General features: G+C 50.4%; 16 protein-coding genes and 2 tRNA genes. 2 read left to right on the top strand and 16 right to left on the bottom strand.

The window, feature by feature from the left end; genetic code table 11:
* Positions 1 to 9: 9 nt before the first annotated feature.
* The 10 genes from thiL to EYR88_RS01695 all read right to left on the bottom strand — a co-directional run bounded on the left by thiL (position 10) and on the right by EYR88_RS01695 (position 10,980).
* Positions 10 to 1,020, bottom strand: coding sequence for a thiamine-phosphate kinase (gene thiL / locus EYR88_RS01740; protein WP_131088020.1), 1,011 nt, complete (start codon positions 1,018 to 1,020; stop codon positions 10 to 12).
* A 6-nt stretch (positions 1,021 to 1,026) separates the two neighbouring features.
* Positions 1,027 to 2,670: a GTPase gene (locus EYR88_RS01735; protein WP_131088019.1), complete on the bottom strand. Its 1,644-nt coding sequence runs from the start codon at positions 2,668 to 2,670 to the stop codon at positions 1,027 to 1,029.
* Positions 2,667 to 4,436, bottom strand: coding sequence for a dynamin family protein (locus EYR88_RS01730; RefSeq protein WP_131088018.1), 1,770 nt, complete (start codon positions 4,434 to 4,436; stop codon positions 2,667 to 2,669). The genes EYR88_RS01735 and EYR88_RS01730 overlap by 4 nt, the downstream gene beginning before the upstream one ends.
* A gap of 97 nt (positions 4,437 to 4,533) precedes the next feature.
* A tRNA-Glu gene (locus EYR88_RS01725) sits at positions 4,534 to 4,609 on the bottom strand.
* A 48-nt stretch (positions 4,610 to 4,657) separates the two neighbouring features.
* Positions 4,658 to 4,729 (bottom strand) — tRNA-Gln (locus EYR88_RS01720).
* 368 nt (positions 4,730 to 5,097) lie between these two features.
* Positions 5,098 to 6,603 carry a glutamate--tRNA ligase gene (gene gltX, locus EYR88_RS01715; RefSeq protein WP_131088017.1) on the bottom strand — a complete coding sequence of 502 codons (1,506 nt, stop codon included), beginning with the start codon at positions 6,601 to 6,603 and terminating at the stop codon, positions 5,098 to 5,100.
* A 158-nt stretch (positions 6,604 to 6,761) separates the two neighbouring features.
* Positions 6,762 to 7,526: a fumarylacetoacetate hydrolase family protein gene (locus tag EYR88_RS01710; RefSeq protein ID WP_131088016.1), complete on the bottom strand. Its 765-nt coding sequence runs from the start codon at positions 7,524 to 7,526 to the stop codon at positions 6,762 to 6,764.
* A 17-nt stretch (positions 7,527 to 7,543) separates the two neighbouring features.
* Positions 7,544 to 8,635 carry a UDP-glucose 4-epimerase GalE gene (gene galE, locus EYR88_RS01705; protein ID WP_131088015.1) on the bottom strand — a complete coding sequence of 364 codons (1,092 nt, stop codon included), beginning with the start codon at positions 8,633 to 8,635 and terminating at the stop codon, positions 7,544 to 7,546.
* Between the two features lie 74 nt (positions 8,636 to 8,709).
* Complete coding sequence (locus tag EYR88_RS01700; protein WP_131088014.1) at positions 8,710 to 9,804, bottom strand: branched-chain amino acid aminotransferase; 1,095 nt, start codon at positions 9,802 to 9,804, stop codon at positions 8,710 to 8,712.
* 117 nt (positions 9,805 to 9,921) lie between these two features.
* On the bottom strand, positions 9,922 to 10,980 hold the full coding sequence (locus EYR88_RS01695) for a 3-isopropylmalate dehydrogenase (protein ID WP_131088013.1): 1,059 nt from the start codon (positions 10,978 to 10,980) through the stop codon (positions 9,922 to 9,924).
* Positions 10,981 to 11,273: 293 nt separating this feature from the next.
* Here EYR88_RS01695 and EYR88_RS01690 point away from each other — a divergent pair, with 293 nt between their 5' ends.
* Positions 11,274 to 12,395: a histidine kinase gene (locus tag EYR88_RS01690; RefSeq protein ID WP_242632430.1), complete on the top strand. Its 1,122-nt coding sequence runs from the start codon at positions 11,274 to 11,276 to the stop codon at positions 12,393 to 12,395.
* A gap of 6 nt (positions 12,396 to 12,401) precedes the next feature.
* On the top strand, positions 12,402 to 13,094 hold the full coding sequence (locus EYR88_RS01685; protein ID WP_131088011.1) for a response regulator transcription factor: 693 nt from the start codon (positions 12,402 to 12,404) through the stop codon (positions 13,092 to 13,094).
* A gap of 79 nt (positions 13,095 to 13,173) precedes the next feature.
* Here the strand turns inward: EYR88_RS01685 and metG are convergent, their stop codons facing one another.
* The 6 genes from metG to EYR88_RS01655 form a co-directional block, all read right to left on the bottom strand.
* Positions 13,174 to 14,724: a methionine--tRNA ligase gene (metG, locus tag EYR88_RS01680; protein WP_207306455.1), complete on the bottom strand. Its 1,551-nt coding sequence runs from the start codon at positions 14,722 to 14,724 to the stop codon at positions 13,174 to 13,176.
* 57 nt (positions 14,725 to 14,781) lie between these two features.
* A complete protein-coding gene (locus tag EYR88_RS01675; RefSeq protein WP_131088009.1) occupies positions 14,782 to 15,789 on the bottom strand; it encodes an NYN domain-containing protein in 1,008 nt (335 codons plus the stop codon).
* Between the two features lie 727 nt (positions 15,790 to 16,516).
* Positions 16,517 to 18,334 carry a glycosyltransferase gene (locus EYR88_RS01670; RefSeq protein ID WP_165477257.1) on the bottom strand — a complete coding sequence of 606 codons (1,818 nt, stop codon included), beginning with the start codon at positions 18,332 to 18,334 and terminating at the stop codon, positions 16,517 to 16,519.
* Positions 18,335 to 18,415: 81 nt separating this feature from the next.
* Complete coding sequence (locus EYR88_RS01665; protein ID WP_242632429.1) at positions 18,416 to 21,841, bottom strand: CDP-glycerol glycerophosphotransferase family protein; 3,426 nt, start codon at positions 21,839 to 21,841, stop codon at positions 18,416 to 18,418.
* 209 nt (positions 21,842 to 22,050) lie between these two features.
* Positions 22,051 to 22,794 (bottom strand): acyltransferase, encoded by a 744-nt coding sequence (locus tag EYR88_RS01660; RefSeq protein WP_165477256.1) that lies wholly within the window; start codon positions 22,792 to 22,794, stop codon positions 22,051 to 22,053.
* A 1,321-nt stretch (positions 22,795 to 24,115) separates the two neighbouring features.
* Positions 24,116 to 25,906 (bottom strand): hypothetical protein, encoded by a 1,791-nt coding sequence (locus EYR88_RS01655; protein ID WP_131088006.1) that lies wholly within the window; start codon positions 25,904 to 25,906, stop codon positions 24,116 to 24,118.
* Positions 25,907 to 25,964 lie beyond the last annotated feature (58 nt).

The raw sequence follows: 25,964 nt of genomic DNA, 5'->3' as shown, positions 1-25,964 counted from the left end.
TAGGCTGAATTAGCTGAAGTGATCAAAGCCCGCGCCTTCAACGACGGGGTTGCCACCCACAGTCACTACAGACCGACGGCCACTGCGGGCAGTGACTTTGCCAATGACAGTGAACTCTTCTGGCACGTCCGAAGCCTTCGGGAAAGCAGCCAGGAGTCCAAAATCCTCGCCTCCGTGCAAAACCCACTTCATCGGCTCTTGCTTGGTCAACGCGGCAGCCGGCTTTAACCGTTCAGCAAATTTCTTGAGAACCTCAAGATCAAAATCAACGCTCACACCGCTGGCTTTAGCCATCCGGGTGCTGTCACGAATCAGCCCATCCGAAATATCCATTAGTGCATGAACACCAGCTTCTGCGGCGCGAGGTCCAGAGCCCAGTGGAGGCACAGGCCTACACTGTCCAGCGACTAACCGGCGCACAGCTCTGTTCCAGGCTGCTGAGTCGCTTTGATGCTCCAGTACTTCTAGACCAGCACCAGCATCACCCAAATGGCCAGCCACAGCTAAAAGGTCACCCGGCTTGGCACCGCTACGCAGAATTTTTCCATGCTCAGATTCACCGAGCACCGTGGTAGTCACCGAAATTTCTGATGCCTTTCCAAGATCACCGCCGAGGATAGTCAGTTCCTCTGCTCCGAGATACTTGATTGCATCCGTAACGCCCTGCGCAAAATCCTTGGCCCACTCCAATGGCGTGTTTCCAGGAAGGGATAGCGAGATAACAGCCCCCGTGGAGTTGCCACCCATTGCGTTGATATCAGAGACGTTTTGGGCAATTGACTTCCACCCAATGTCATAAGCCTTGTGTTCTTGACCGCTGGGCCAGACCAATCTGAAGTCTTGATTTTCAACTAGCGTGTCAACCGAAACGAGAACTTCTCCCCCGGCCACGCGCAACGCACCCGCGTCGTCACCGGGACCCAAGCTCGCTTTGCTTGAATCAAGAAGCGGCAAGATGGCGTCAAGTATTCCTTGCTCGCCAAGGTCACCAACCGTAGCTTCGGATTGAAAATTAGTCACGGAGTTCTATTCGGCTTTCTTTGCTGCCGAGCTGATGAGTTCGGCATAACTGTTGTAAATGTTCAGGTACTGATCAACCGGATCAACGATTGCCGTCCGGACCAAACCCGACACAGAACGTTGAATATTCTTCAACGCTTTTCTACGTTTAACTTTAGCCACTATTCGATTGACGAACGAGCAACCTATACCCAGCACCACGCCAAGCAACACACCAATGACAAGAACCAACGTTGGTACGGCTATGCCCTCTATGCGCGGTGCTTCTGGCAGGTCAAATTGGAAGTATCCGGCCACCGGGTAGGCCGCGAGCCAAAGAGCCCCTGCCAGTGCAGCGAGCAGTGCCACCCACTGAACAAACTTGATCACTGGCCACCACCAAGAAGAACGTTCCACCCCAAGTGGTGTTGCGGCGATGGCTGAGTCTACTGCGCTGTCCAACGAAGTAACGTTTGCGCTGACATCATCTCTAATCGGTTCATGCCAGCTCTCCGGCAATTGACTTGTAGCCTCTGCTACGTACTTGTCGATCCCATGATCAATAGCCGCGGATTCTGCTACCGAACGCTCGGGACGCGAAGTAATGGACAAATCAGAAGTTTGCCTACTACGACCCAAATTCATTCTCTGCAACGGGTCATTTCGCAGTCGGATCAACCACGTGGTCAGTGGCCAGCCGGTGCGTTGCGCGCCACGAAGCTTGTACGAAGTTTCAACAGCATCAGCGATGTACTTTGCTCCATGCGCATTGGCAATTGTCTGTTCAAGCTCTGCTTGATGCATTTGCCCCGGCAAACGCACCTTTTCGGTACTCAAATCACCGTTGAGCTTATGGATAACTTGATCTACGTCAGAACGTAAACGCCGAGTAGACAAAGCCTTGTTCTTAGCGACAGTTGCAATCTGCTTCTGAACCTCGTCCAGACCCTCGCCAGTCACTGCAGAAGCACAAACTACCGGCAACCGTTCAAGACCAGATTGCGCGAGGATCTCGCGCAGTGAATGCACGACGTTCTTGCGGTCTGATTCTGTAACCTTGTCGATTTGGTTCAGGACAATCACAATATTTCCCTGCTGACTGCGCAAGGAATTCAGATATCCATGATGAATCGACGCGTCGGCGTACTTCTGGGGATCTAACACCCAGACTAAGAAGTCCACTTGACCAACCAGCCGGGTGGCAATTTCGTGGTGTTCTACTCTTGTAGAGTCCATATCGGGCAGATCCAAGAGCATCAGGCCTGAGTCTAGGGACTTCTTGGTTACCCTTCTTTTCCCTTCCGCAGACTTCTCAATGACGTGGCGGTCAGTGACTTCTAGCCAATCAAGAAGTTCGTTGGCACCTTCGGTCTCCCAAATGGCTGCGACGGTCTTTGTTGTTGTAGGACGAATGACCCCTGTGGTTGCTAGCTTCTGGCCAACGAGTGCGTTAAAGAGTGTGGATTTTCCGCTTCCGGTAGCCCCGAATAACCCAACTACTACGTGGTCAGCTGATAGTTGACGACGTGATTCAGCTTTGTTGATGACTGCAGCGGCTAAATCTATACTCTCCGCGTCCAGGTATGGTTCAGCAAGTTGCATCGCTTGGACGACGCTGTTGATCTGCTGATCAAGACCATTGGCTGCGCGGACTACTTTGCGTTCCGTCATTTGCGGGCCCCCTTGCTGTTCAGGCTCTCCGTTGCACGGTTCAATGCCTCTACAACCTCAGGCTGCGAGTGTCCGTCTATTTCATTTGTGTAGATCTCAGATGTATTTGCTATGAGTGCTTTTGCTCGCGTATCAAGCATTTTTCGTGCTCGTGAAGCCATGCGACGCACAGCGTCCTCACCAAAAATCGCTTCCAAAAGCTTCTGGCCAACTACCGCAGAGCCACCGGCAATACCGATCTCTAGCCCGGTGAGCCCAGCGGTAGAGGCAAAGACCACCACCATCAAGATCACCGCGACTCCATTAACACCAAATGCAGCCATGCGGGCTGTCTTGCGTTTGCCCGCACCTTCTTCACGGATCATCTCAAGAATGTCTTTTTGCCATAGCCGAATACTGTCGGCAGCTTGCTCATTAAAGTCAGCGGCGGGCCGAGGCGAACTGAGTTCGCCTCGAAGCACTTGCCCCAGAGGTGTGTTTTTCCAAGCTCTGTCTATGTCGTGGCAGGCATTGGTAATTTCTGCAATGAAAACTGTATGGAGTCCAGATTCAATCGCCTGTTCCACTTTATGAGTCGCGGCTGGCCGACCAGAGAAGAACGAACTCACGCGATCGCGCATGCGGCCAACAGCACCTTCAATCCCGCGAAGTAGCTCACCTGCGCCAACGAAGTCTTGCCACCGGGACAAGATTTCGCCTCGAAGAAGCGAACCGTCGTCTAACCCTTCATTAATTCTCGCCAGCGCTTGATCGAACCTGTCGGAAGTTAGTTTGCGAAGTTCAGCAAGTTGGCTCTCCTGATCTTGCACTTCAGCCAACAGCTCACCTGCATCAGCTGTGGTTCTGCGCATTGCTCCCTCAAGCGTCTGGGCGGCTAGTTGCTGTCGCCTGGTCGCATCCGCAGCCAGCTCGTTAAGCCACTGGGATAGTGGAGCTACATGGTCTGCCGGAATTAGCTTGTCCCCGCTTAGCTGCGTCTCGTTCAGGACGTGAAGCAGCGCAGGATCAAGATTCTTTTCCGTTAGCAGTCGTCGTAGATCAGGGACGATATCTTTCTCAGCGCCCAGAGGTACGCGATTGAGTACGACGCACACAGTAATGTTTCGAACGCCGGCGTCGGTGAGCAGATCCCACGGTAGGGCATCGGCATACCGGTTAGCTGTGGTGACAAAAATCCACAAATCAGCGGCGTTCAAAAGCTGTCCCGCAAGCGCTCGATTATCGTCAGATACCGAGTCAATATCCGGCGCGTCCAAAATTGCTAGACCTTGCGGAACGCGTTCGTGTGGAGTCATGAGCAGCGCATCACTTCGAGATGAGTCCCCGCCAACAGCGAAGCCCTGCCCGGTTACTCGGATGAGTTCCGGTAATACGCGTTCCGAATCGAAAAATGTTTGGTCTGCAGGATTAAATGCAAGGACGGGAGTGCGAGTGGTTGGCCTCACGGCACCGGAAACGCTGACTTGCTCCCCCAGCAGTGAATTCACCAAAGTTGATTTTCCTGAACCGGTAGACCCGCCAACCACGGCGAGCAACGGCGCTCCCAAGTTTGATACGCGAGGCAGTAGGTAATCAGCAATCTGGTGCAAGGTTTTGGCACGCAGCTCTTCGCTTTGGGACACAGCTTCTGAAGGGCCGTGAACAAAGACTAATTCGGCGAGTATGTCTCGTAGTTCAGTCAGGTTCTGGGTGGCGACGCTGCTGAATCCTCTACCACTGGCAACATTACTTGCTGCGTTTTCGCTCTGATCTGAATTCGACTCCATGTGCACCATCTTGCCTTATGACAACGGTGATTATGGAGAGCCCAACGCAGAATTTTGGGCAAAAGAAAAAACCACGGATTTCTCCGTGGTTTTAATATGGTGACCCCAACGGGATTCGAACCCGTGTTGCCGCCGTGAGAGGGCGGAGTACTAGGCCGCTATACGATGGGGCCGTATGCTGAAGACGGATCTTCAACTCACCAAATTGCTTTGGTGAAGCGCTGGGATACCAGGACTCGAACCTAGAACGACAGAACCAGAAACTGCTGTGTTGCCAATTACACCATATCCCAATGTGACTTGGAGGTTTAGGGAATTCAGATACTTCTGATTTCCGGTCACTCCCGCAGCACGAGATAAAACTATACAGCTCTACGATTAGCAACACAAATCGTGAACTGTGCTCGTTTCTAAGGAGATATTGCGCGACATGGTGCGGAAAAGCTCAGTTCAGTTCACCTTCACCAAGTGCAGAACCCAGTGTTTAGTATCTGTGAATTAACGCACTCTTCCTACGACTAGCCAAGAACGAAACAGAGAGTTCTGCGTCGCAGGTGGACCAACGCGTCCGTGACACAAAAACGTCGCCCCGAGGGCTACAACAAAAATGCTGCGGCGCCTCGGAGCGACGGTTCAAAGCAAGAAAACCTTCAGTGGCTATCTATCGGCTTTCACCGAATGCACGCAAGCGGTCCAGGCTCGATTCGCGTCCCAGGATTTCCATTGACTCGAAAAGCGGAGGAGAAACTCGCTTGCCTGAGATGGCAACACGAGCTGGACCAAATGCCTGACGAGGCTTCAATTCCAGTTCGTCAACGAGCTTTGCACGCAGGGCAACCTGAATCTGTTCAGCATTCCATTCGCTGACAGTTTCCAAAGCGGCTACTGATGCATCAACGACCTCGACCAAGTTAGCTGGCATGCCCTTAAGCGCATTGTCAGCGATAACGATCTGATCATCTGATTTGAAGAGGAACTCAAGCATGTCTGTAGCTTCGCCGAGCAAGGCAATGCGTTCCTGCACCAGTGGAGCAGCCTGATCCAAGATCTCGTTTTCGCGCGCGGTAAGTTCTTCACCAACAAGCTGAGCAGCCTGAAGGTAAGGAACCAAACGGTCACGGAAATCTTGTGGCTCAAGCATGCGCACGTGAGTACCGTTGATAGCTTCGGCCTTCTTCACGTCAAAGCGTGCTGGGTTAGACAGCACGTCCGTCACGTCAAAGGCTTCAATAAGCTGATCACGCGAGAAGATATCTTCATCAGCGCTCAGGGACCAACCAAGAAGAGCCAAGTAGTTCAGCAGGCCTTCTGGGATGAAGCCGTTGTCACGGTGCAAGAACAAGCTTGATTCTGGATCACGCTTGGAAAGCTTCTTGTTGCCCTGTCCCATAACGTATGGCAGGTGACCAAAGCGTGGCATGTACTGTGCAACACCAATGTCGTAGAGCAGTGCGTACAGGACAACCTGACGTGGAGTTGAAGACAGCAAGTCTTCGCCACGAAGCACGTGAGTGATACCCATCAACGCGTCATCGATAGGGTTGACCAGCGTGTAAAGCGGCTGTCCGTTGGCGCGGACTACAACGTAGTCCGGAACAGTGCCTGGTTTGAAGGTGATCTCTCCTCGAACAAGGTCGTTGAAGGTCACATCGTGATCCGGCATGCGAACGCGCAAGACTGGCTCGCGGCCTTCTGCCTTGAACACCGCTTTCTGCTCATCGGTGAGTTCACGGTCAAAGTTGTCGTAGCCCAGCTTAGGGTCACGACCAGCAGCCTTGTGGCGCTCCTCTACTTCTTCTGGGGTGGAGTAGGACTCGTATACGTGTCCAGCTGCACGAAGCTTTGCAATGACATCTTGGTAGATCTCGCCTCGCTGTGACTGACGGTATGGCTCGTGTGGTCCGCCAACATTGACGCCTTCGTCCCAGTCGATGCCCAACCAGCCCAATGCTTCAAGCACTTGGTTGTAGCTTTCTTCCGAGTCGCGCTTTGTGTCGGTGTCTTCGATGCGGAAAATCATCTTTCCACCGGTATGACGAGCGTAGGCCCAGTTGAACAGGGCCGTGCGGATCAAGCCAACGTGTGGCGTACCTGTGGGTGATGGGCAAAAGCGAACGCGTACTGGGGTGTCTTCGGTTACTTCAGGAATCAGCGATAGATCAGTCATGATGTCTACATTCTATGCCTTTGAAGCTGAAAGTTGCAGTTAAACCGCAAGGCTCCCGATCACATAAATGATCGAGAGCCAGTGCGGTTCCACCAAATTGATGATGGCAAGTTGGTGGTGATTATTATTCTAGCCAGACAATGGTTAGTTGAACGAGCTTAGCGCCTGAAAACAGTCCGCAAGGAGCCGATGCCTTCAACTTCAATTTCAACTACGTCTCCAGCTTCAACCAAACCAACACCCGCTGGAGTGCCCGTCATAATGACGTCACCTGGCAGAAGGGTGAATGCCTCGGAGGCGCGAGCCACAAGTTCGTTCACTGGCCAGATCATCTCGTTAGTAGATCCGTCCTGACGGACTTCACCGTTAACGCGAGTCACAATGCCAACGTCGTCTGGGTCTGCGAGTTCAGTTTCGATCCAAGGACCCAGTGGGCAAGATCCGTCGAACCCCTTGGCGCGTGCCCACTGCGGATCTGACCGTTGTGCGTCCCGTGCGGTCAAATCATTTGCCACCGTGTAGCCAAAGATAACGTCCTGGGCTTTGTCAGCTGGAACATCCTTGCAGATGCGGCCAATGACCACAGCAAGTTCACCCTCGAAAGAAACTTCTTCAGAGAATGCTGGCAGAGTAACTGGGTCGCCGTGACCAACCACCGACGTGTTGGGCTTCAGGAACATAATCGGTTCCTTTGGAACCTCATTACCTAGTTCCTTAGCATGTTCGCGATAGGTGCGGCCGAATCCGACAACCTTGGAACGAGGAATGATCGGTGCGACGAGCCGAACGTCATCCAAGCTATGAGTCGCACCAGTTGTCTTTATTCCTTGGAAGAACGGGTCTCCCGCGAGAACGTGAATATCATTTCCATCAACTACGCCGTACAGCGGGTCACCGTCTACTACAAACCTTGCTATCTTCATTCGATTACTTCTCTTATCTAATCTTGTTTTGCCAGCGAAGTTCGTTCGCCTCGAATAAACTCGTTCATCTCTTCTTCAGAAATATCATCGAGGGAAAAATCTGGGTACCCGGCTGGGTTCTTGGACTGCCACTGCCACATGTCGCGGGCCATTTCCTCGACACCACGCTCTGCCTTCCAGCCTAGCTCCAAGCGAGCGGTAGTTGGGTCGCCATAGTACTCAGCAATATCGCCTGGCCGGCGGTCAACAAGCTTGTAGGGAAGCTGCCGTCCACAAGCGCGTGAGAACGCACCGATAACGTCCAAGACGCTCGTGCCGCTTCCTGTGCCAAGGTTCCAAACATATTGTCCACTATGTTCATTGAGGAAGTCCAAGGCATCCAGATGGCCTTGGGCTAGATCCATGACGTGGATGTAGTCTCGAACGCCAGTTCCGTCATAGGTTGGGTAATCATTGCCGAAGACTTGAACTTCACTGCGTCGTCCGACCGCAACCTGAGCGATGAATGGCATCAGGTTGTTCGGAATGCCCTGTGGATCTTCACCAATATTGCCGGACGGATGCGCACCAACAGGGTTGAAGTAACGCAAAGTCGCAATGGACCAGGATGAATCAGAGACAGCCAAATCTTCAAGGATCTGTTCAATGTGGAGCTTGGTACGACCATACGGGTTGGATGCGTCTCGTTGAGCACCTTCAACCAACGGCAATTCGGTTGATTCCGCATATACGGTGGCCGAAGAACTAAAGACCAAGCGTTTCACGCCTGCCTTTTCCATTGCGGAAACCAAATTCAGGGTGCCAACCACGTTGTTCTGATAATAAGTAATTGGCTTTTCTACTGACTCGCCAACGGCCTTCAGACCACCGAAATGGATCACAGCATCAGGCTTGGTTTCTAGAAGAACAGACTCAAGACGGTCGCTGTCCAGCAGGTCACCGGTAAACAATTGCGGTGCTGAGCCAGACATCTCACGTACTCGCTTGAGCGACTCAGGCGAAGAATTGCTCAAGTTATCAAAGACGGATACTTTGTGTCCCGCTTCTAACAACAAGAGCACAGCGTGTGATCCGATGTAGCCAGCACCACCAGTTACCAGAACGTGCATAATAATCCTTTTCAAATAAAACGATGGTCTCGGGAAATAATCCCCGAGACCATCGTAGTCCTTTGTTATGGCCTCTAAGCCAAGCGCTCAAGCCAACCGTGTCGATCTTCAACGGTACCCAGCTGGATGCCCAAGAGTTCTTCACGGATAGACATGGTCACTTCACCTGCTGGAGCACTTTCGTTTCCGATAAGTTCATCTCCATTTTTGAGCACACCAATCGGAGTAATGACTGCGGCAGTGCCGCAAGCGAATGCTTCGGTGATTTCGCCTGAACCGATTCCGTCACGCCATTCGTCAAGGGTAATCTTGCGCTCTTCAACCTCCATGCCACGATCCTTGGCAAGCTGAATGACCGACGAACGGGTGACACCTTCAAGGATTGTCCCGGTCAGTGCAGGAGTAATGAGCTTCTGATCCTTTGTTACAAAGAAAACGTTCATGCCGCCAAGTTCTTCAACAGCATTGTCATTAAACGAATCCAAGAATAGGACCTGCTTGCAGCCGTGTTCTTCCGCTTCCAGCTGGGCAATTAGGGAAGCAGCATAATTGCCTCCACACTTAGCAGAGCCAGTACCACCGCGCCCGGCACGGGCGTAGTCTTTGGAAACCCAGATGGCCACAGGCTTGAGCTCTCCCCCGAAGTAATTACCGGCTGGAGAGGCAATGACGCGGTAAGAAACTTCTCGCGCAGCGCGCACTCCAAGGAATGCTTCAGTGGCAATCATGAACGGGCGCAGGTACAGGGCTTCACCTTCACCAGTTGGAACCCACTCGACATCGGTAGCAACAAGCTTCTTCAAGGAATCCACAAACACGTCCTCGTCCAGCTGTGGCAGAGCCAACCGCTGTGCCGACTTGTTCAAGCGCGCAGCATTAGCCCGCGGACGGAAGCTCCAAACCGAGCCGTCCTCGTGACGGTATGCCTTCAGGCCCTCAAAGATCTCCTGACCGTAGTGAAGCACCGATGCCGCCGGATCCATGGCGATTGGACCGTAAGGCTCAATTCGAGCGTCATGCCACTGACCATCGCGGCCACCTTCATTGGAGGTCCAATCGACGACTGCAGTGTGGTCAGTGAAGAAATCTCCAAAGCCTGGGTTAGCCAAAACGCTGGCGCGCTCCTGGGCGCTCTTGCGACTTGTTGAAAGATTTTCGGTGAATTCCATCTACCCTTGGACTTCCTAGCTCAATAATCAAAAGAACGGATGCCCCACGTTTACGCGGAACATCCGTTCGTGGAATTGCCACCGGTTAGGAACTAACCGGAAACGTCTGTTTTTAGCTTATGCCAGTAGAGCGACAATTGCATCGCCGATTTCACTTGTGGTGCGATTATCGGTCAATTCCTGACGCGAAGTGATCTCTTTTTCAACAGCTTGCTCAACAGTGCGTGCTTCTTCTGACAATCCGAGATGATCAAGCATCAAAGCCACAGACAGAATGGCAGCCGTTGGATCAGCCTTTTGCTGGCCAGCAATATCAGGAGCGGATCCATGTACCGGCTCAAACATTGAAGGGTAGGTGCGCTCCATGTTGATATTGCCGCTGGCAGCTAGTCCGATACCGCCAGTTATGGCTCCGGCCTGGTCAGTCAAGATGTCACCAAACAGGTTGTCAGTAACGATGACATCAAAACGGGATGGGTCCGTGGTCAAGAAAATCGTGGCCGCGTCAACGTGCAGATAGTCATGAGTAACTTCAGGGAATTCCTCAGCAACTGCTTCTACGGTTCGCTTCCACAAGTGGCCTGCGTGCACCAAGACGTTGTGCTTGTGAACCAAAGTCACGTGCTTACGTTCGCGTTCTGAAGCGCGGCGGAATGCATCACGAACCACTCGCTCAACACCGTAGGCAGTGTTCACCGAAACCTCGGTGGCGATTTCGTGCGCGGTTCCGGTGCGCACCGAACCACCGTTGCCGACGTATGGTCCTTCGGTACCTTCACGAACAACCACAAAGTCAATGTTGCCGGGGTTAGCCAGCGGGCTTTCAATGCCTGCATAAAGCTTGGATGGGCGCAGGTTCACAAAGTGATCCAAAGAGAAGCGAAGCTTCAACAGCAATTCACGTTCAATGATTCCTGAAGGAATACGAGTATCACCAGGAGCTGCGCCTACGGCACCAAAAAGAATGGCGTCGTGCTGCTTGATCGCAGTCAGCGACTCATCTGGGAGAGTCTCACCAGTTTCAAGCCAGTGTTCTGCGCCAAGTTTGTAGTAAGTGAGCTTGACGTCTTGCTTGCCACCATTAGTGACGAACTTTAGAACCTTGACCGCTTCAGTTATAACTTCTGGGCCAATCCCGTCACCTGGAATGACCGCAATATCAATTTCATTTGCCATGGTTCAATTCTAGCGACCATAGTCCAACATGTGAGAGTGTGTCTCATATTATGAGAACCCTGCGACTCTCAGCTGCAGACTTCAAACCTGAGCATGACGTGCGCTGTCTCAACGACTCGATATCCTAGATCTATCGGACTCCGCTGTATCGGTTTCACCTGTCCGCAACTGACACCACTGAATTGAAGAAAGCATTGTTTCTTGCTAATCCCCACCGTCGCATTGACGGTTGGATCCGCGCGAATCCCCGACGCGTAGATTTCATCACCGGGCTTGTTTACACACTTTTCTGCGTGCCCGGCACCATCGGTCTAACCGGCTCCATGTCAGGCTCTGCAATGTTGTCCATTTTTGCGATTGCCCTTTTGCAATCGGCTCCAATGATGGTCCGCAGACGATTCCCATGGGCAGTGACTCTGGTTATTGCCGTGGGGCACCTGCTGCAGCTGGCCTTTGATGGCCTGATTCTTCCGTCTCAGATTTCAGTGCCGATAATGATCTACACCATGGCCGTGTACGGGAAACGCTGGCAGTCATTCGGTACGCTTGCTCTCGGGTTTCTAGGCGCCATTCTCGCGACCTTCACGCTTTTCAGCCCATCTCAGTACAGTCCAGAAGTCTCAACTGGGTTCACCGCTGACATGATCTTTTCCTTCGTGGGCTTGGCGCTGCTCGTTACCCTGTCGTGGACCTTTGGTGACCTGGCGCGGACGCGCAGACTAGCTATGAAATCTTTGAAGGATCACGCAGACAGACTGGAAAACGAACGAATTATGGAACGGGCATTGGCTGCCTCAGACGAGCGAAACCATATTGCCCGAGAAATGCACGATATCGTTGCTCACTCACTCTCTGTAATCATTACCCAAGCCAATGGCGCACGCTATGCAGCGGTCAAAGATCCGCAAATAGCAATCGACACTTTGAAGACTGTCTCTGATACTGGTCGTGCCTCACTCAAAGAAATGCGCCGGCTCTTGGGCGTGCTGCGCAAGGATGAAGAACTCCAAAATCGTCCGTTGCCTTCCTTAACTGATGTTGATGACCTGGTTGAAATAGCTAGGAACTCCGGACTCGAAGTGAAGCTGGAAACAGCAGGAACACCACGTAAGGACCTACCCGCCGGAGCAGAGCTCACCGCATATCGGTGTATTCAAGAATCCTTGACCAACGTTTTGAAACATGCCGGCACCAACGTAGTTGCTGAAGTGTTACTCACGTGGACCTACCGTGGCCTTGATCTTCGCATTACAGACAACGGGCGCGGTGCCGGGGCCATCAAATTAGAGGGCAATGGACAAGGGCTACTCGGAATGAGAGAACGAGTAGCCTTGTACGACGGTACCTGTACTTCCGGCGCACAACCATCCGGCGGATACGCCGTAGCAGTATTCATCCCATACTCTGAGGACTAAACACACATGGAAAATATCAATGCAATCAAAGTCGCATTGGTTGATGATCAGCTACTGGTTCGTAGCGGATTTCGGATGCTGATCGATTCACAAGATGACATGCAAGTCATTGCTGAAGCAGGTAACGGTCGAGAAGCGATAGCTTCTCCCCTGACCTCGCAAGCAGATGTCATCCTTATGGACGTTCGGATGCCTGAGATGGACGGCATCGAAGCCACCCAGCGTTTGCTTGACCCATCAAAGCCAGCAGCAGACGGACCAAAGGTCATTGTTCTAACCACCTTCGACATGGATGAATACGCCTTCAGTGCCATCCAGGCCGGCGCCAGTGGATTCCTTCTCAAAGACGCCCCTCCTGAAGAACTTCTGGAGTCAATTCGGACGGTCAACCGCGGAGATGCAGTCATTGCGCCTTCAACAACGCGACGACTACTGGATCATATGGCGCCATTGATGAAAAAGGCTTCGGCTCCTTGCAATGAACAGTTAGCGGGTCTGGTCAATTCACTGACCCGCCGTGAGCGAGAAGTCTTTGGCCTGATTGCACTGGGTCGCTCAAATCCAGAAATCGCTCAAGAATTGTTCCTATCTGAGGCTACTGTCAAAACACATGTCGGCCACATTCTCTCAAAGCTTGAAGCCCGCGACCGTGTGCAGGCCGTTGTCATCGCTTACCAAACCGGAGTAGTTAGCCCGTAGGTATGACGAATGCCGGCCTTGCAAGGAAATCAATTGACTGAAGTCCTGCAAGACCGGCATTCTCTGTCAGAAGCTAAATTTACTTTTCTTCTTCGTAGCGCGGGAAGACAGGCTTAGGAGCTGGCAATTCCGTACCAGGAACCAAAGCAGTGTCGAAGTATTCGAAGGTGCGAGCCGAACCCTCGCCAACTGCCAGCGAATTAAGCATGGCAGTCATGGTCTGAGGCAAGACTGGCTGCAAGAGCAAAGCCACCTTACGGACTACCTCGATGGTTACGTACAAGACAGTGGCCATGCGCTCAGGATCTGTCTTCTTAAGCTTCCATGGCTCTTGCTCTGCGAAGTACGCGTTGGTATCGCCAAGCACGTGCCAAACAGCTTCAAGCGCCTTGCTAAACTCTTGGCGCGAGTAGGCATCTCGACTAATGTCCAACAGTTTGCCCGCAGCATCAAGAATTTCCTGATCCTCGGCAACAAACTCTGCAGGAGTCGGAACGACTCCCCCGCAGTTCTTAGCCACCATGGACAATGAACGCTGAGCCAAATTGCCAAAGTTATTGGCAAGGTCGCCATTGATGCGAGCGACAATGGTTTCGTGGTTATAACTTCCGTCAGCACCGAAAGGTACCTCGCGGAGGAAGAAGTAACGCACCTGATCTAGTCCATAACGATTCACAAAATCGTCAGGTGAAACAGTATTGCCCAAGGACTTCGACATCTTCACACCGTTGTTGTGCAAGAAGCCGTGAATCATCACGCGCTTAGGCAACGGCAACTTGGCGGACATCAGGAATGCTGGCCAGTAGATTGCGTGGAAACGAGAAATGTCCTTGCCAATAACGTGTACGTCAGCTGGCCAGTACTTTTGGAACGAAGCGGAGTCAACGTCTGGGAATCCAACACCGGTGAGGTAATTGGTCAGTGCGTCAACCCACACGTACATCACGTGCTTTTCGTTACCCGGAACCGGGATTCCCCAATCGAAGGTTGTTCGTGAAATCGAAAGATCGGTCAGACCACCTTCAACAAAGCGCACTACCTCATTAAATCGAGTACGGGGTGCTCCAAATTCAGAATTGTTTTGGTAGTAGTCCAGCAACTTGTCCTGATACTTGGACAGACGGAAGAAGTAGGATTCTTCTTCAGTCCACGTAACCTCGGTATCGGTTTCAGTGGCGTAGCGAATTCCGTCTTCACGGACTTCAGTTTGCTCTTCGGTGTAAAACGCTTCATCGCGTACGGAATACCAGCCAGCATACTTGTCTAGATAGATGTCATCATTGGCTTCCATCCGACGCCACAGCTCCTGAGCTGCAGCATGGTGATCCGCGTCAGTAGTGCGGATAAAGCGGTCGTAGCTTGTTCCCAGATCATCATTCATCGTCTGGAATGCATCCGAATTGCGCTGGGCAAGTTGCCCCGGCGTGATTCCCAGCTTTTCAGCCGTCTGCATCATCTTCTGACCATGCTCATCAGTGCCGGTCAAGAAGAATACGTCGTGGCCGTCAAGTCGTTTGAATCGGGCCATCACGTCGGTGGCCACAACCTCGTAAGCGTGGCCGATGTGCGGAGTGCCGTTCGGGTAGGAAATGGCAGTGGTGATGTAAAAAGGTTTCTGCTGAGAAGTCACGATACAAATTTACCTTAGCTTGCGTGCTTTAGAGTTCTTCAAGTCGTTGCTTGCTTGTCACATGATCTTGTCTAGGTACTCCCAGAAGGCACTTCTTAAGGTTCTGCGGACAGTCTGCTGATCAGTCTTCCACTCCCCCAACACCTGCGCACAGTCTTTGAGTAGCGTCCTATCAATCTCCGGTGGCAACTGTGGCTTATCAGCCATTAGTTCCACTACTTCAGACTGCGTGGTAAAGGCAAGCCATGACTCGGCGACCTTTGCACCAATCTCTTCGGCTACCTTAAGTTCCTGTTGCTCATAGGCAGCATTGCCCTTGTATCCAGGACGTTCGCCACCGCTGGAATACACAAATTCCAGGCCTGGTTCCGATTGAACGGACGATTGAGCCACAGGTTTTTGAGCCATCATCGCCGGTGTTGGAATAGCTGGCTTTGGCGCGGAAGGAACTGCTGGAGCCGTTGGAGCACCCGCAATTGCCGAGGTCTTCTCCGAATGGTGCTGATCCCATTCCAGTACTTTGGTAAACGCACTATCCAATAACTGGTTAGGGATGGTTTCCATGTAATCCGCCGTTAGTGCCAAGTGTTCGGCCACCGAGGCCACGCCTAACCTGCTATCGGACTTAGCGATGCCAAGAAGTACCACTTTCATCCCGAGGTCTTGAGCCTCTTCTACGGCTTCAGCAAGATCATCATCGCCGGAGACAAGGTAGGCAATGGAAGCTGAGCGATTTCGAGCAACACCAACTAAGTCCAAAGCAAGACGCAAGTCCACGCCTTTTTGCTCACCGTTGAAAGAAATTCGACCCAGGCGAACCTTCACTCCAGGTATAAGTCCAATTCGTTTGTGCTGTTCAGTAAAGAGTCCATCCTTGGACGCGTCGTACCAATAGACGCGGAGATTATTCAGCCCGGTATTCTTCTTTACCGTCTGGACGATTCCCCGGACTAACGATTCGTAGTGAGTCGTAAAAGCTGATCTTAGGGTTGTTCCTGCGGCACGGTGACCCCCAAGTGAAAGTAGGAATCCAGCGTCAACAAATATCGCAGTTTGGTTCATCATGACTATAGCCTAACGCTAGACGCTTTGCTCTTTTCGAGATCTTTCATCGTAATGCTGGCTACGGCTAACTGGTCGCATCAGTCCGCGCAGTTAGCACCAACCTCTCGGCTGTTGAGACACGCCCGTGGGGATTAATGAACTACTGACGACTGGCATCAATCAAAACCTTGCAAGCGATCCGTTCGACTTCCCATATCCCGCACGAAAATCGGCCATCGACAATACTCCCGAGTCAGACCGATTCCCCATATAGAGTTCAAGCGAACAATCACTGTTGAGAATAGGTTCGGATTTTCCTCGAATAATTAAAGCTAAAGGCTCGTTCATTTCACGGCCGCCTCCGGGTACCATCTGACACCAGTGATACCAAAATAGCCAAAATGCTGGTACTGGATAGTTAGAGCCAGTACCAGCAAATGCCATTTATCAATTATTGCAATTGGAATAGTGCAAATCTATTTCCAAAAGAGAAATCAAATAATTAGCATGAAGCAAACGCTAACAACCTTTGAAACCGGGCATTACTCACCGAGAAAAGAATGAATCGTACAAGACGTCATGAATTCGAGACTATTTTCCGAAATGAACCAATTATCAAATAGTAAACAATCTGCCGAGACACAGTTTTCCATGCTCATTAGAGTATTTGCAACAAAGCAATGGCTAGTATTCGATTTTATCACTTACTACTCATGAATTTGCGGCGAACCGTAACTGTAACCGCGTGTCACTTTAGGTCAATACTGAATCCGTTGTGCTTCGTTTCATAGACCTTAGTAACAAATGATTTTTTCGACCGGGTATCAATATTCATTTTAAGTCGGATTTTTTCCGACCATCCCGCTAAAGAAGGTGAAACATAAAAGTCCAATATTGACTTGTCTGCGGTTGGGAGCTTGTTGAGATCGACAGACGTGCTGAAAGTCAATTCACTTGATGATTTGTCCACCAAGTCTATCGATGACTTAACGAAAGACGAACCGTCACGTGTAGCCGTAATCAGACAGAGCTCCGGCAAATACTCATCGTTGTCGACTCTAATAACACCGGAAATATGAACGAGAGAACCCTCCAATTTCGTCGCGTTGGCAAACGCAACCCCATCAAATGAAGAAGAAATCTCAGAACTTTCTTCTTCCTCCCACAAAGTCTCAAACATGTCGGCCCAACGACGCATGTTTTCAGCTGGATAGAATTTTCTCACTGATTCGGTTGCCGCCTGACGCATACTGACCTTGGTTGCCTCCGGCAAAGAAACGAAGTGTCGTATCGTTCGTCCAAGTGCATCGATGTCCCCGGAAGGAACCAAAAAACCGTTTACGCCATCAACAATAAGATCGGAGGGGCCGTATCGAATATCGTAAGCGATTGGGATGCAGCCCTGCGACATTGCTTCAAGAAGAACCAACGACTGACCTTCAGAAGTACTTGTCATCAATAAGAACGAATAATCAGACAGTAATGAAGCAGCGTCTTTAACGTGGCCTTTGAGCGATACTGATTCAACAGACTTGTCCCCGAGCGTCATACGCAGCTGTTCTATATCACCCTTTGTTGGACCGTCGCCGAATACGTCGAGAGAAATATCTAGTACATTCGCATACTCTGCTGAGGCGGTCACAGCCTTGACTGCGTGATCAACACGCTTCAACGGAGTCAGTTTTCCAACGATGGCGCCCTTTCCATCGGGCCGTTTTACTCGCTCACCCTTGCTAAGATCACGCGGCGCAGTAGCGTTCGGCAGAACAGATACGTTTTGCATGTCGACACCGAGGTTGGAAATGTCGTCATACTGTCGACGGGTCAACACTGTAACTCGATCAAACTTAGTCAAATTCTTGACTGTATTGGTTCGCAATTTCAACAACGGACCGTAGGGTGCCAGGTTCCTATTTGCCAAATGAGTCCCATGAATGACCTGAATAATCTTGGTATTCGGACATGAATACCGGTGTAGGAACTCACCAATGCGCTTGTCTTCATTGATAAGGACGCCAAGGTCCTTTCCCATGACGAACTGCAACCAGGACAGATACAAGTCAGATCCCGCTCGCCAAGTTTTTAGCGGAATGCCGTCATTACTGAAAAGCGTCATTCGACGCCCTTCCGGAAGGCTTAGCTCGTCGGTAAGTAGCAGAGAACCGTCAGCTCGAAGATGTTGCCGTCGGACCACAGCATCAGACGCATCCTTGCTAACACGCATGTAAGGACGTTCTTCCACGCCCTCGACATCGATGGCCGCAGTCGTACTAGAATCCGGACTTTCACCAACCAAATTTACAAGCACATTGCTTTCAAGGGTCCGCAAGTCGTGCCATATGTTGCGCACGTTCACGTTGTCGGAGATACCCCATCGCGCACGGAGTGTTTTTCCCGTTTTGTCCACGTCGAGACCAGCGGCCAGCGTCAGAATTGTAATATCTTTGCCGAGCCCAAATCTTTCAAACTGTTCTGTACGGTACAACATGGCAGAAGTCATGCCACCATAATTTTCTGGAATGTTCCAAGTCAACTCGAATATATTAAATTTTTGTACCGAATCCATGAATGCTCCTTCGCCCATCACGTAAGTTTTTTTAGAGAGCCAACATAGGATCAGCCTCTGAACTAACCATCATTCTTCTGTCTAGTCAGTCAATAATTGGTCAACCACTCGCGAGGCAGCGAAGCCATCATCGAATGATGCATACAATTCTATAAATTCAGCAGGAACGTTTCCGCTTGACTTTGGACTTTGAACTTGTCTTTGGATTTCGTCAAAGAGATCTTCCGATTCTTCGAATATTGGACCTGGCAGATCTTTCTCATAATCCAAGTAAAATCCTCTCAGCGAGTCTCGATAATTCTCGAGATCGTATGCGAAAAATAGCACGGGCCGATCCAAAATCGCATAATCGAAGAAAGATGAAGAATAGTCCGTGATGAGCATATCGCTCGCCAAGAATAGTTCCTGAATATCTGGATACTGAGATACGTCAATTACATTGCTGGCTATCTCGTCGGGAATACGCACCTTATTACTGACTAAATTGTGAGTGCGAACCAAAAGTACAACGTCATCGCCTAATGCCTCGTGGAATGAGGAAGGTGTAAACGGCCAATCAAAAGCAAATCGTCCACGTTTAGTTGGTTTGTCATCGCGGAATGTAGGTGCATAAAGAACGACGTACTTATCTTTGCTGATTCCAAGACGCTGTCGGATACCGTCGGCGATGACGTCGCGGTCAGGGCTCGACAGCACGTCATTTCTCGGATAACCGAGTTCAAAGATTTCTCCTTTGTACCCATACGAGGATCGCATTGATTTACTCGTGTGCGCGTTGGGGGAAACCAATCTATTCCACTGTGCAGCCATTTTTGTTACACGCGAAACGTAGCCTGGATCTCGTCCAAAGAAATTCGCTTGGTCCAAAAACATCTTCTTCAGCGGAGTTCCATGCCAAGTCTGCACATACACCCCACCTCGCCTACGCGTGATGTAATGAGGGAAATTCTGGTCATTGACCCAATACTTGGCTGTGGCCAAATACCAGAGGAAAGCAAACGAGTGTCGCTTAACTACAATGGTGTTTTCGTCTCGAACTCGCACATGTCGATTCGAAACGACCACTTTGAGCCTCGCATCGCCACGTCGAACCAGTTCATCGTAGATAGCTTTAGGATTTCCTCCAAAGCTACGTGCCAAGGTGCTCTCAAAAACAATTACATTCTCGTTGAGTGGCGCTGTTACCCTAATCAACCGATAGAAAGCCTGAGAAATCCGGGAATAAGAGCGATGGCGCTTAAAGTACCTTTTCGAAGTCTCAGCGAGATCATGGTTCATTTTGAACTTATTTAATGATGCTGGTGCGAATTCTTTGATTGCACGATAGATTCTCGCGGAACTATTCCTATCGCGATTCGCAATAAAACGGTCCGCGCGGTTCATGTATTCCGAAGTCATTACCCCGCCGGCTGAATACGTCTCACGTATTCTCTCAATTACCTCACGCTCAGTGGTTACAACAGGACCTGGCAATTCCGATAAAGGATCTGCATGCGGGACGGGGAAACGTTCCGCGTCGAACTGGTAATACACAACAGGTTTGTGCAAGAAAGCGAAATCCAGTGCGGCGCTTGAATAATCGGTGAGCATGATGCCACTCTGTTTGATTAAATCTTGAACATTCACGTCACCCTGGAAAACAACGCGGGCACCACTTCCTTTGAAGAGGTGAGTGTACTGCTGCATATTAGGGTGAAGACAGAATATAACTTCCAGACCGAATTCATTCACGAGGGCGCTTAGACGATCACCTGCCAGCAGCGACATCCACCGCATGAAGTAGTCAGACTCTTCGAATGTGGATGGATCCTGTAGCCAAGGTCGCCAGGTAGGCATTACGAACATTTGATTCTTGCGTTCAATAACGTCTTCGGCAAACAAATTATCGAATCTCGCAAATCCGGTAACTGCTACTTCTTCGCTCTTATATCCAAGATCATGAACGAAGAACTCTTTTTCTCGTTCAGAACACACCATGACCAAGTCAGCATCGAAGTCATTGGCATTCTTTCCGAAAACTGGGGCGATCCATTTTCCAGCAGTCACACCATGCTGTAAAAACACTTTTGTAGCAGCAACACGTCTAACAAAATCTGGATTTTTTGTTGGATAAAGTTGAGATGGAGCGTGCGTGCTAATAATCTTTTCTGCACGCAAAGTAATATCGATGTGTTCGACGGAACGGTAATCAATGACGTTCTTGTATCCGTCAAGGTTTTGACGCTCAGGGGAATCACTTGAGATTACATAATAAGATTCAATCTCCGGGTGGTTATCCTGCATGTATTTAAAGAAAGTCAGCCCATTATCCTGAGCCTTATATGGCATTTCACCAATGAGCCAAATTGGTTTTACGTTCTTTGGTTTAATCCAACGATATTTGGCCTCCTTCGCCAGATGAACGAATGACTTTCTGTCAAACACCTCGACCTGGATCGATGGGTTCTTAGCTTGATAGGTGAAATACGGTACGAAAGAAATAACTTTCTCTTCAGATTCGAGCTGGAACGCGTCGTTATTCCGACGTTCCAAGAATCTAGTTTTTCCAAAACGTCTTCGAACCGTTTGCTCTTCGCCAGGAATATCCATTTCTAGATAAAAATCTAGGATATCATTCTTGAGAACTTCAATATCAGATTCTAGATCGTATTCAGATTCGACAATGAAGTGGTAGTGTCCGAAATCCCTTTCGGTTTGTTGCTTGAGATATCCCAGTTTGGTATCCATCTCCGCTACATAACCGCTGGTCCGACCGACTAGAAGGACCTTTGCTTTAACTACCTTGCTGTGCCTGGAGTCGATTCTGCCTTTTAGCTTCAATGAACCATCGACAAATCTAATTCCATCATTCATGACCGCTGCGAAGGGTTCAACACGATCGTTAAAGGACAGCGATAGGAACCCTGACTTGTTAATATAAGGCGTTAGTTCTCCCACAGAAGAGTCGATGCTATGTAGTCCGTTGATTAGGGTTTTTCTGGCCTTGCCTACTGGGTATCTAAAACTGAAGCCTTCAGCCGTAGCTTCGATCTCTCTTCCAGCTAAAGGTGGGCGACGAGCATTAGACGTTGCTTGGACATGCAGATGAAAACGAATTCCAGCATCATCATCGTGCTGGATCATATCGGCGTAACGAGATTTCTCGTCGATTGCTTGAGCGACAGAATCTAGGTAGACCCTCGTAGTATAAGTGCGTATCTTCTGTGCGCCGTCTGAAACCGCTTGCAACTCAAATTGTCCAACGGACAACCATTCATCGTGGTATCTCGCCCATAGGGTTGTGAGCTCGAGGTCGTCGAATACCCTGAGAGTAACATCGAGAGCTCGGATCTTTCCATCCGTCTGCACGATTTCGCTTGAAAGCAACGTGCGCATCGGCTTTAAAAGTTCGCCCTGCGGCCCGTAGTAAACGATCCCTTCCCTGCTAAAAGCACCCCGTTTCTCGATTAAATTCGAAGCAGGGGACATCGAATTTGCTTTTAACGGATTACGGAATAGTGGTGCCATTACTACCTTATTTGCAGAGTTCGGATGCGCGGATGATTCAGCTGAAGACTAATCGACCCACTTGATTATATCTCATTGCCTTGTTTGGCAACCTCGATGCACCTAGGACTGGTGCCTACTGACTTCTCGGGCCGGATCGAAAGTGAGGACCAGGGCTGTGAAGATCACGTCATTTTGACTTCGAACCTCGGCCCTGCAGCCCCCAACGACTAGGAAGAGAAAAACATTTTTAGGTTCGCAAGCCACCTAGGGGCATTTTTAGATCTTGACGAAACCGCGAGTGCCTCTTCCTCAAAAATTGGATCTATCGAATCTGGAATGTCTGTATGAAGCTGCAGATGCTTACGGACCCAGACGATATTTTTCCGTACAACTTTGGCAGGAGAACCTACGGCGAGCGAGTTGGCAGGAATTGATCGCGATTTCGTAACAATCGCACGCGCTCCGACGACGCTACCTTCCCCAACAAGGCTTCCGGGCATAAGGAATACTTCTTGACCTACCCACACATGTTTTCCGATGGTTATGGATGCGGACTTATTTATACGTTTGCCCGTGATGCCGTCGAAAATCGGATGTGAATCGTCGGCGCGGAATCGACAATCATTTGCAATTAGCACATCTTCACCGATGTCAACGCTGCAAGACTCAGCTGTCGTTATCTGTAGATTGGAGCCACTGTAAACTCCTTTCCCTAACCGAATCGTACTATTAGCGCCGAGCGAGGACCTCCCCCGCAATAATGACCCATCACCTACTATGACTTGCGAGTCTTCTCTCAGAAAGAATATTGAGCCATTGAATTTTGCGCCTTTAGAAAATTCGACTTTACAACCCTCGGATCTAAACTCGATGGTCGAATTTGGTGATACTTGAGCCGATCCGATAATCCGGTTCCCGTATTCATCGGCGTATCCGTCTATGATCTGCTTGCCTTTTAGCAAAATGCGCACGAGTACTCCTTGGATCAGTTTTTCATTTAGACGCTGTGGAGATAGTACCAGTCTGATCTTCAATGAGGTTGTCGCGTTACAGCACCGGACGATCGGCCTGATCTGTGTCCTGTGGAACATAGATGAACCAGTGAGACATGCAGAATGACCTATGAAGGTACTTCTTTTTTGGACCTCTTTTTTGTAAAGCGCGTTCGCTGTGACAACGATCAGGTAGTACCGGTTTACTCCGATGATCAAGCTAGTCACGGGTCTTATCAATGAGAATCATCTGTTGATTCCAGCGCTTGTCTTCTTCCCGAAGGGAATCCTTCCAACCCGAATCCCAGGGCAATTCGTAGGTACATGTCCACTTTTACGTTTTAACGCAAGCAATCACGTCGTTCATGTTTTCCCGCCTGCAAATATCGGCCGGCGAGTGCCACTTCGTGCTTCGTAGTTTTTCACATCGTGAATCCATGTTGCCGATCGTTACCGGTTTATAAACGGAGCTAGTGTCCAGGGCCACGGTGTTCGAAGTAAGTGCTATCAGGAATCGATTGACCACACGGGGTGACGGATTTCACGCTAGATGCGTTGGACACCCACTTGACAGCTTACGGATGACGATCGGAGGTCCACGATCTTCTCGAAGTGTCTTGGAAAGCTTCGAAATTCTCAGGTTGTTGATCGTCCCCGGAACCGAATAGCTCAATATGATTTTCTGGGTACTCGAGCTCTGAGGCCTAGAACGATGTATGCCCGCGGTTACGGTAGCAAATATCCGAAATCACGGTACCCGCGTGCATGTCGGGTAGAGGTACGAGCCCGCCATTACAGAAGTATCGTTTCGCTCTATTAGCCAGTAGGGAATCTGAGCGGATCGTTGGTCTGCTCGAAGAAACGATATTCTGAATCAGTTTCACGGCGGGTCCGCCATCGTTTCCCCAGGCTGAGCCACCCTTGACTCGGCGCATAGGTCTGGCTGGATTCCTGCGGCGATTACCCCGCAACCGTGGCAGGCAGCTTCGGTCTTTTACAGGTCAATGAGGACGTGTCGTCCGGCCGTTCTCGCGTTCCATCGATGACGCAGTAGCCAATTAGGCGCAGAAGAATAATTGCAAGGTCACTTCCGAAGGTGTGTTACAAAACCGATCTTAGTTCTCCAGGCGTGAATTTGGTTGATCCGTATCCGTTTGCACAGCGAAACGGCAAACCTCATCTTTTCGGTTTCAGCGCGCTAGAATTCGAAGAACTTGTTAAAGTCGAAAACCGACCCAAGGAATCCTAGTACAATTCTGGGCCGGTTTTTGATGGCTGATCGACTTTCTAGACTGGAGAACTATTTCATCAGTCTGGACGGATTTAGATTCAACTTTTCTGTCCAGTAAGCGTCAGAAGTCAACTGGTCGTATCCGTCGCGCCATAGTCGAAGGTTCTCTTCGTAGGTCGCCCTCAACCGCATGGTGTTTCGCACCAGTCGTGCGGTTTCGCGCCAGAACTTTTTCTGGCTGCGACGAACTACATAGGCTGAAGACTGATCTCCATTGAGGTAAGTGATCTGTTTTGCACCATAGACCTTGTGGTAGTCATCCCTAAATGGCGAAGACAACGTCAAATCAGCGTCAGCCTCCTTGCCCATTGGCAACAAGTGTCCATTCAACGATGCTAAGAGTAGAGCTCTAGCAAGACGCGACTTTTCACCGTGAAGTTCTTCCGGTCGCTCAACGACTGGCTTCCAGGCTTCCTGCTTCGTCAAAGCCTTCAGATCCGAACGCCGTCTTGCCATATCCGCGTGCTTATCGAAGAACTTTGGTCCTCGGAGCACATCTTCAAAGGCAAGGTTGATTGCCGAAAGAGTGTCGTAGTGGAACCGCATGACGTTGCGTTGGTAGAAGCTCAGCACCATCTGCTGCAGTTCAATCCATGATCGTTGCTTTTCTGGTAGCGACAGGTGGTGTACCAGGTGGCTTCTGAAATCTAGGTACCAGGTCATTGGCGAAGCCTTGTCAGTGAAATTCTCTTGAACAGACGCAACGCCAGGAAGCGAAACGATGTCAAAGTCATTGACCAATGAGAAGCTCACGTCGTCTCCACGAACAAAGAATGGGAACGGCAAGTGTTCCACCTTGTCCAACGGGAACGCGAAGAACCACCAACCGGCGTAAAGATCTTCCGGAGCTGGAATAGTCGTCTCATATTCCATGTCGAAGACTGCATCTCGCGAACGCAGATCTAATCCGTGATATCTAGGCTTACATCCCAGATCAAACTCCGCACCATTTTCCCAGATCTGCCAACGGTGTGAAGCGTTGATCATTGCGCCGGCAACGGCAGTACGTGAATCTCGGGCGTAGGCCAATAGCCACCATGTTCGGGATAAGGCTTCCGTCTGGATCGATGCGTCGTCATCCATGAACAGGCAATGTGTTGCACCGATTTCTCGTGCGCGCAAAAGACCGCGCGTAAATCCGCCAGCACCGCCCAGATTTTCATTAGCAATGATTTCAACGCCGCCACCGTCTTCAACATTGAGCGAATTGCCGTTATCCACCACCGTCATGCTGATGTGTTCTTTGATTGCCGAATCGGCAAGGAATTCACGGAATCGGGAAATCGTGTCTTCTACTTCAGTTTCCCGCTTGAAGGTAGTTACCGAGAGCATCAGATCCGGGGTGCGCACTGGCTTGGCTGTAGTGGCCCACGCAAAATCTTCCAACTCGCCATCTTGCAATGCCATCAAGTCAAAGAAGAGCAACGACTCATCCGGTGTGTCCTCGTCTACTACGACTGGATGGCGATACAAGCCATCTAAGGTCACCACTTCGCTAACCAACTTGTGCCACGACTTGTGACGGTCGGCTTGGAAGACTGTTAGTTGGAAGCGTCCGCTGCCTTTAAGCTGAAGTTCTAGTGGAATATTTCCACAGATCCTCTTCCACTTTCCGTAATTGAACACGTTGTAGTAAGTGCCAGTAGAGAGTAGGCCACCAGGCGCAAATTCTGCCACTCCACGGCTCAGCGAAATACCAACGGGACCATAGACATGGAAATGTGCTTCTTGTTCCGTGGAAATACCGGCCTGAAGCCAAATTCCAGGCTGTACAGGGTACGCGGTAGTGGAATCAGCCATGTCAGGTCCTTCAGTCTGTCCCAATTCAAATGTTGCTGGCAACGTCATGCTTGTGTCA

It is taken from the genome of Arthrobacter sp. S41 (assembly GCF_004320535.1).
In the GTDB taxonomy this organism is placed as follows: Bacteria; Actinomycetota; Actinomycetes; order Actinomycetales; family Micrococcaceae; genus Glutamicibacter.
The sequence above is the reverse complement of the archived record's forward strand: the minus strand, read 5'-3'. Positions and strand labels throughout refer to the sequence as shown.

What these genes read in the sequence shown, in the direction of transcription:
- EYR88_RS01710 (WP_131088016.1), bottom strand. Translation starts at nt 7,526, where the DNA reads ATGAAGATAGCAAGGTTTGTAGTAGACGGTGACCCGCTGTACGGCGTA.
- EYR88_RS01655 (WP_131088006.1), bottom strand. Translation starts at nt 25,906, where the DNA reads ATGGCTGATTCCACTACCGCGTACCCTGTACAGCCTGGAATTTGGCTT.
- EYR88_RS01685 (WP_131088011.1), top strand. Translation starts at nt 12,402, where the DNA reads ATGGAAAATATCAATGCAATCAAAGTCGCATTGGTTGATGATCAGCTA.
- gltX (WP_131088017.1), bottom strand. Translation starts at nt 6,603, where the DNA reads ATGACTGATCTATCGCTGATTCCTGAAGTAACCGAAGACACCCCAGTA.
- EYR88_RS01700 (WP_131088014.1), bottom strand. Translation starts at nt 9,804, where the DNA reads ATGGAATTCACCGAAAATCTTTCAACAAGTCGCAAGAGCGCCCAGGAG.
- EYR88_RS01670 (WP_165477257.1), bottom strand. Translation starts at nt 18,334, where the DNA reads ATGGATTCGGTACAAAAATTTAATATATTCGAGTTGACTTGGAACATT.
- EYR88_RS01695 (WP_131088013.1), bottom strand. Translation starts at nt 10,980, where the DNA reads ATGGCAAATGAAATTGATATTGCGGTCATTCCAGGTGACGGGATTGGC.
- EYR88_RS01735 (WP_131088019.1), bottom strand. Translation starts at nt 2,670, where the DNA reads ATGACGGAACGCAAAGTAGTCCGCGCAGCCAATGGTCTTGATCAGCAG.
- EYR88_RS01675 (WP_131088009.1), bottom strand. Translation starts at nt 15,789, where the DNA reads ATGATGAACCAAACTGCGATATTTGTTGACGCTGGATTCCTACTTTCA.
- EYR88_RS01665 (WP_242632429.1), bottom strand. Translation starts at nt 21,841, where the DNA reads ATGGCACCACTATTCCGTAATCCGTTAAAAGCAAATTCGATGTCCCCT.
- galE (WP_131088015.1), bottom strand. Translation starts at nt 8,635, where the DNA reads ATGCACGTTCTGGTAACTGGTGGTGCTGGCTACATCGGATCACACGCT.
- EYR88_RS01730 (WP_131088018.1), bottom strand. Translation starts at nt 4,436, where the DNA reads ATGGAGTCGAATTCAGATCAGAGCGAAAACGCAGCAAGTAATGTTGCC.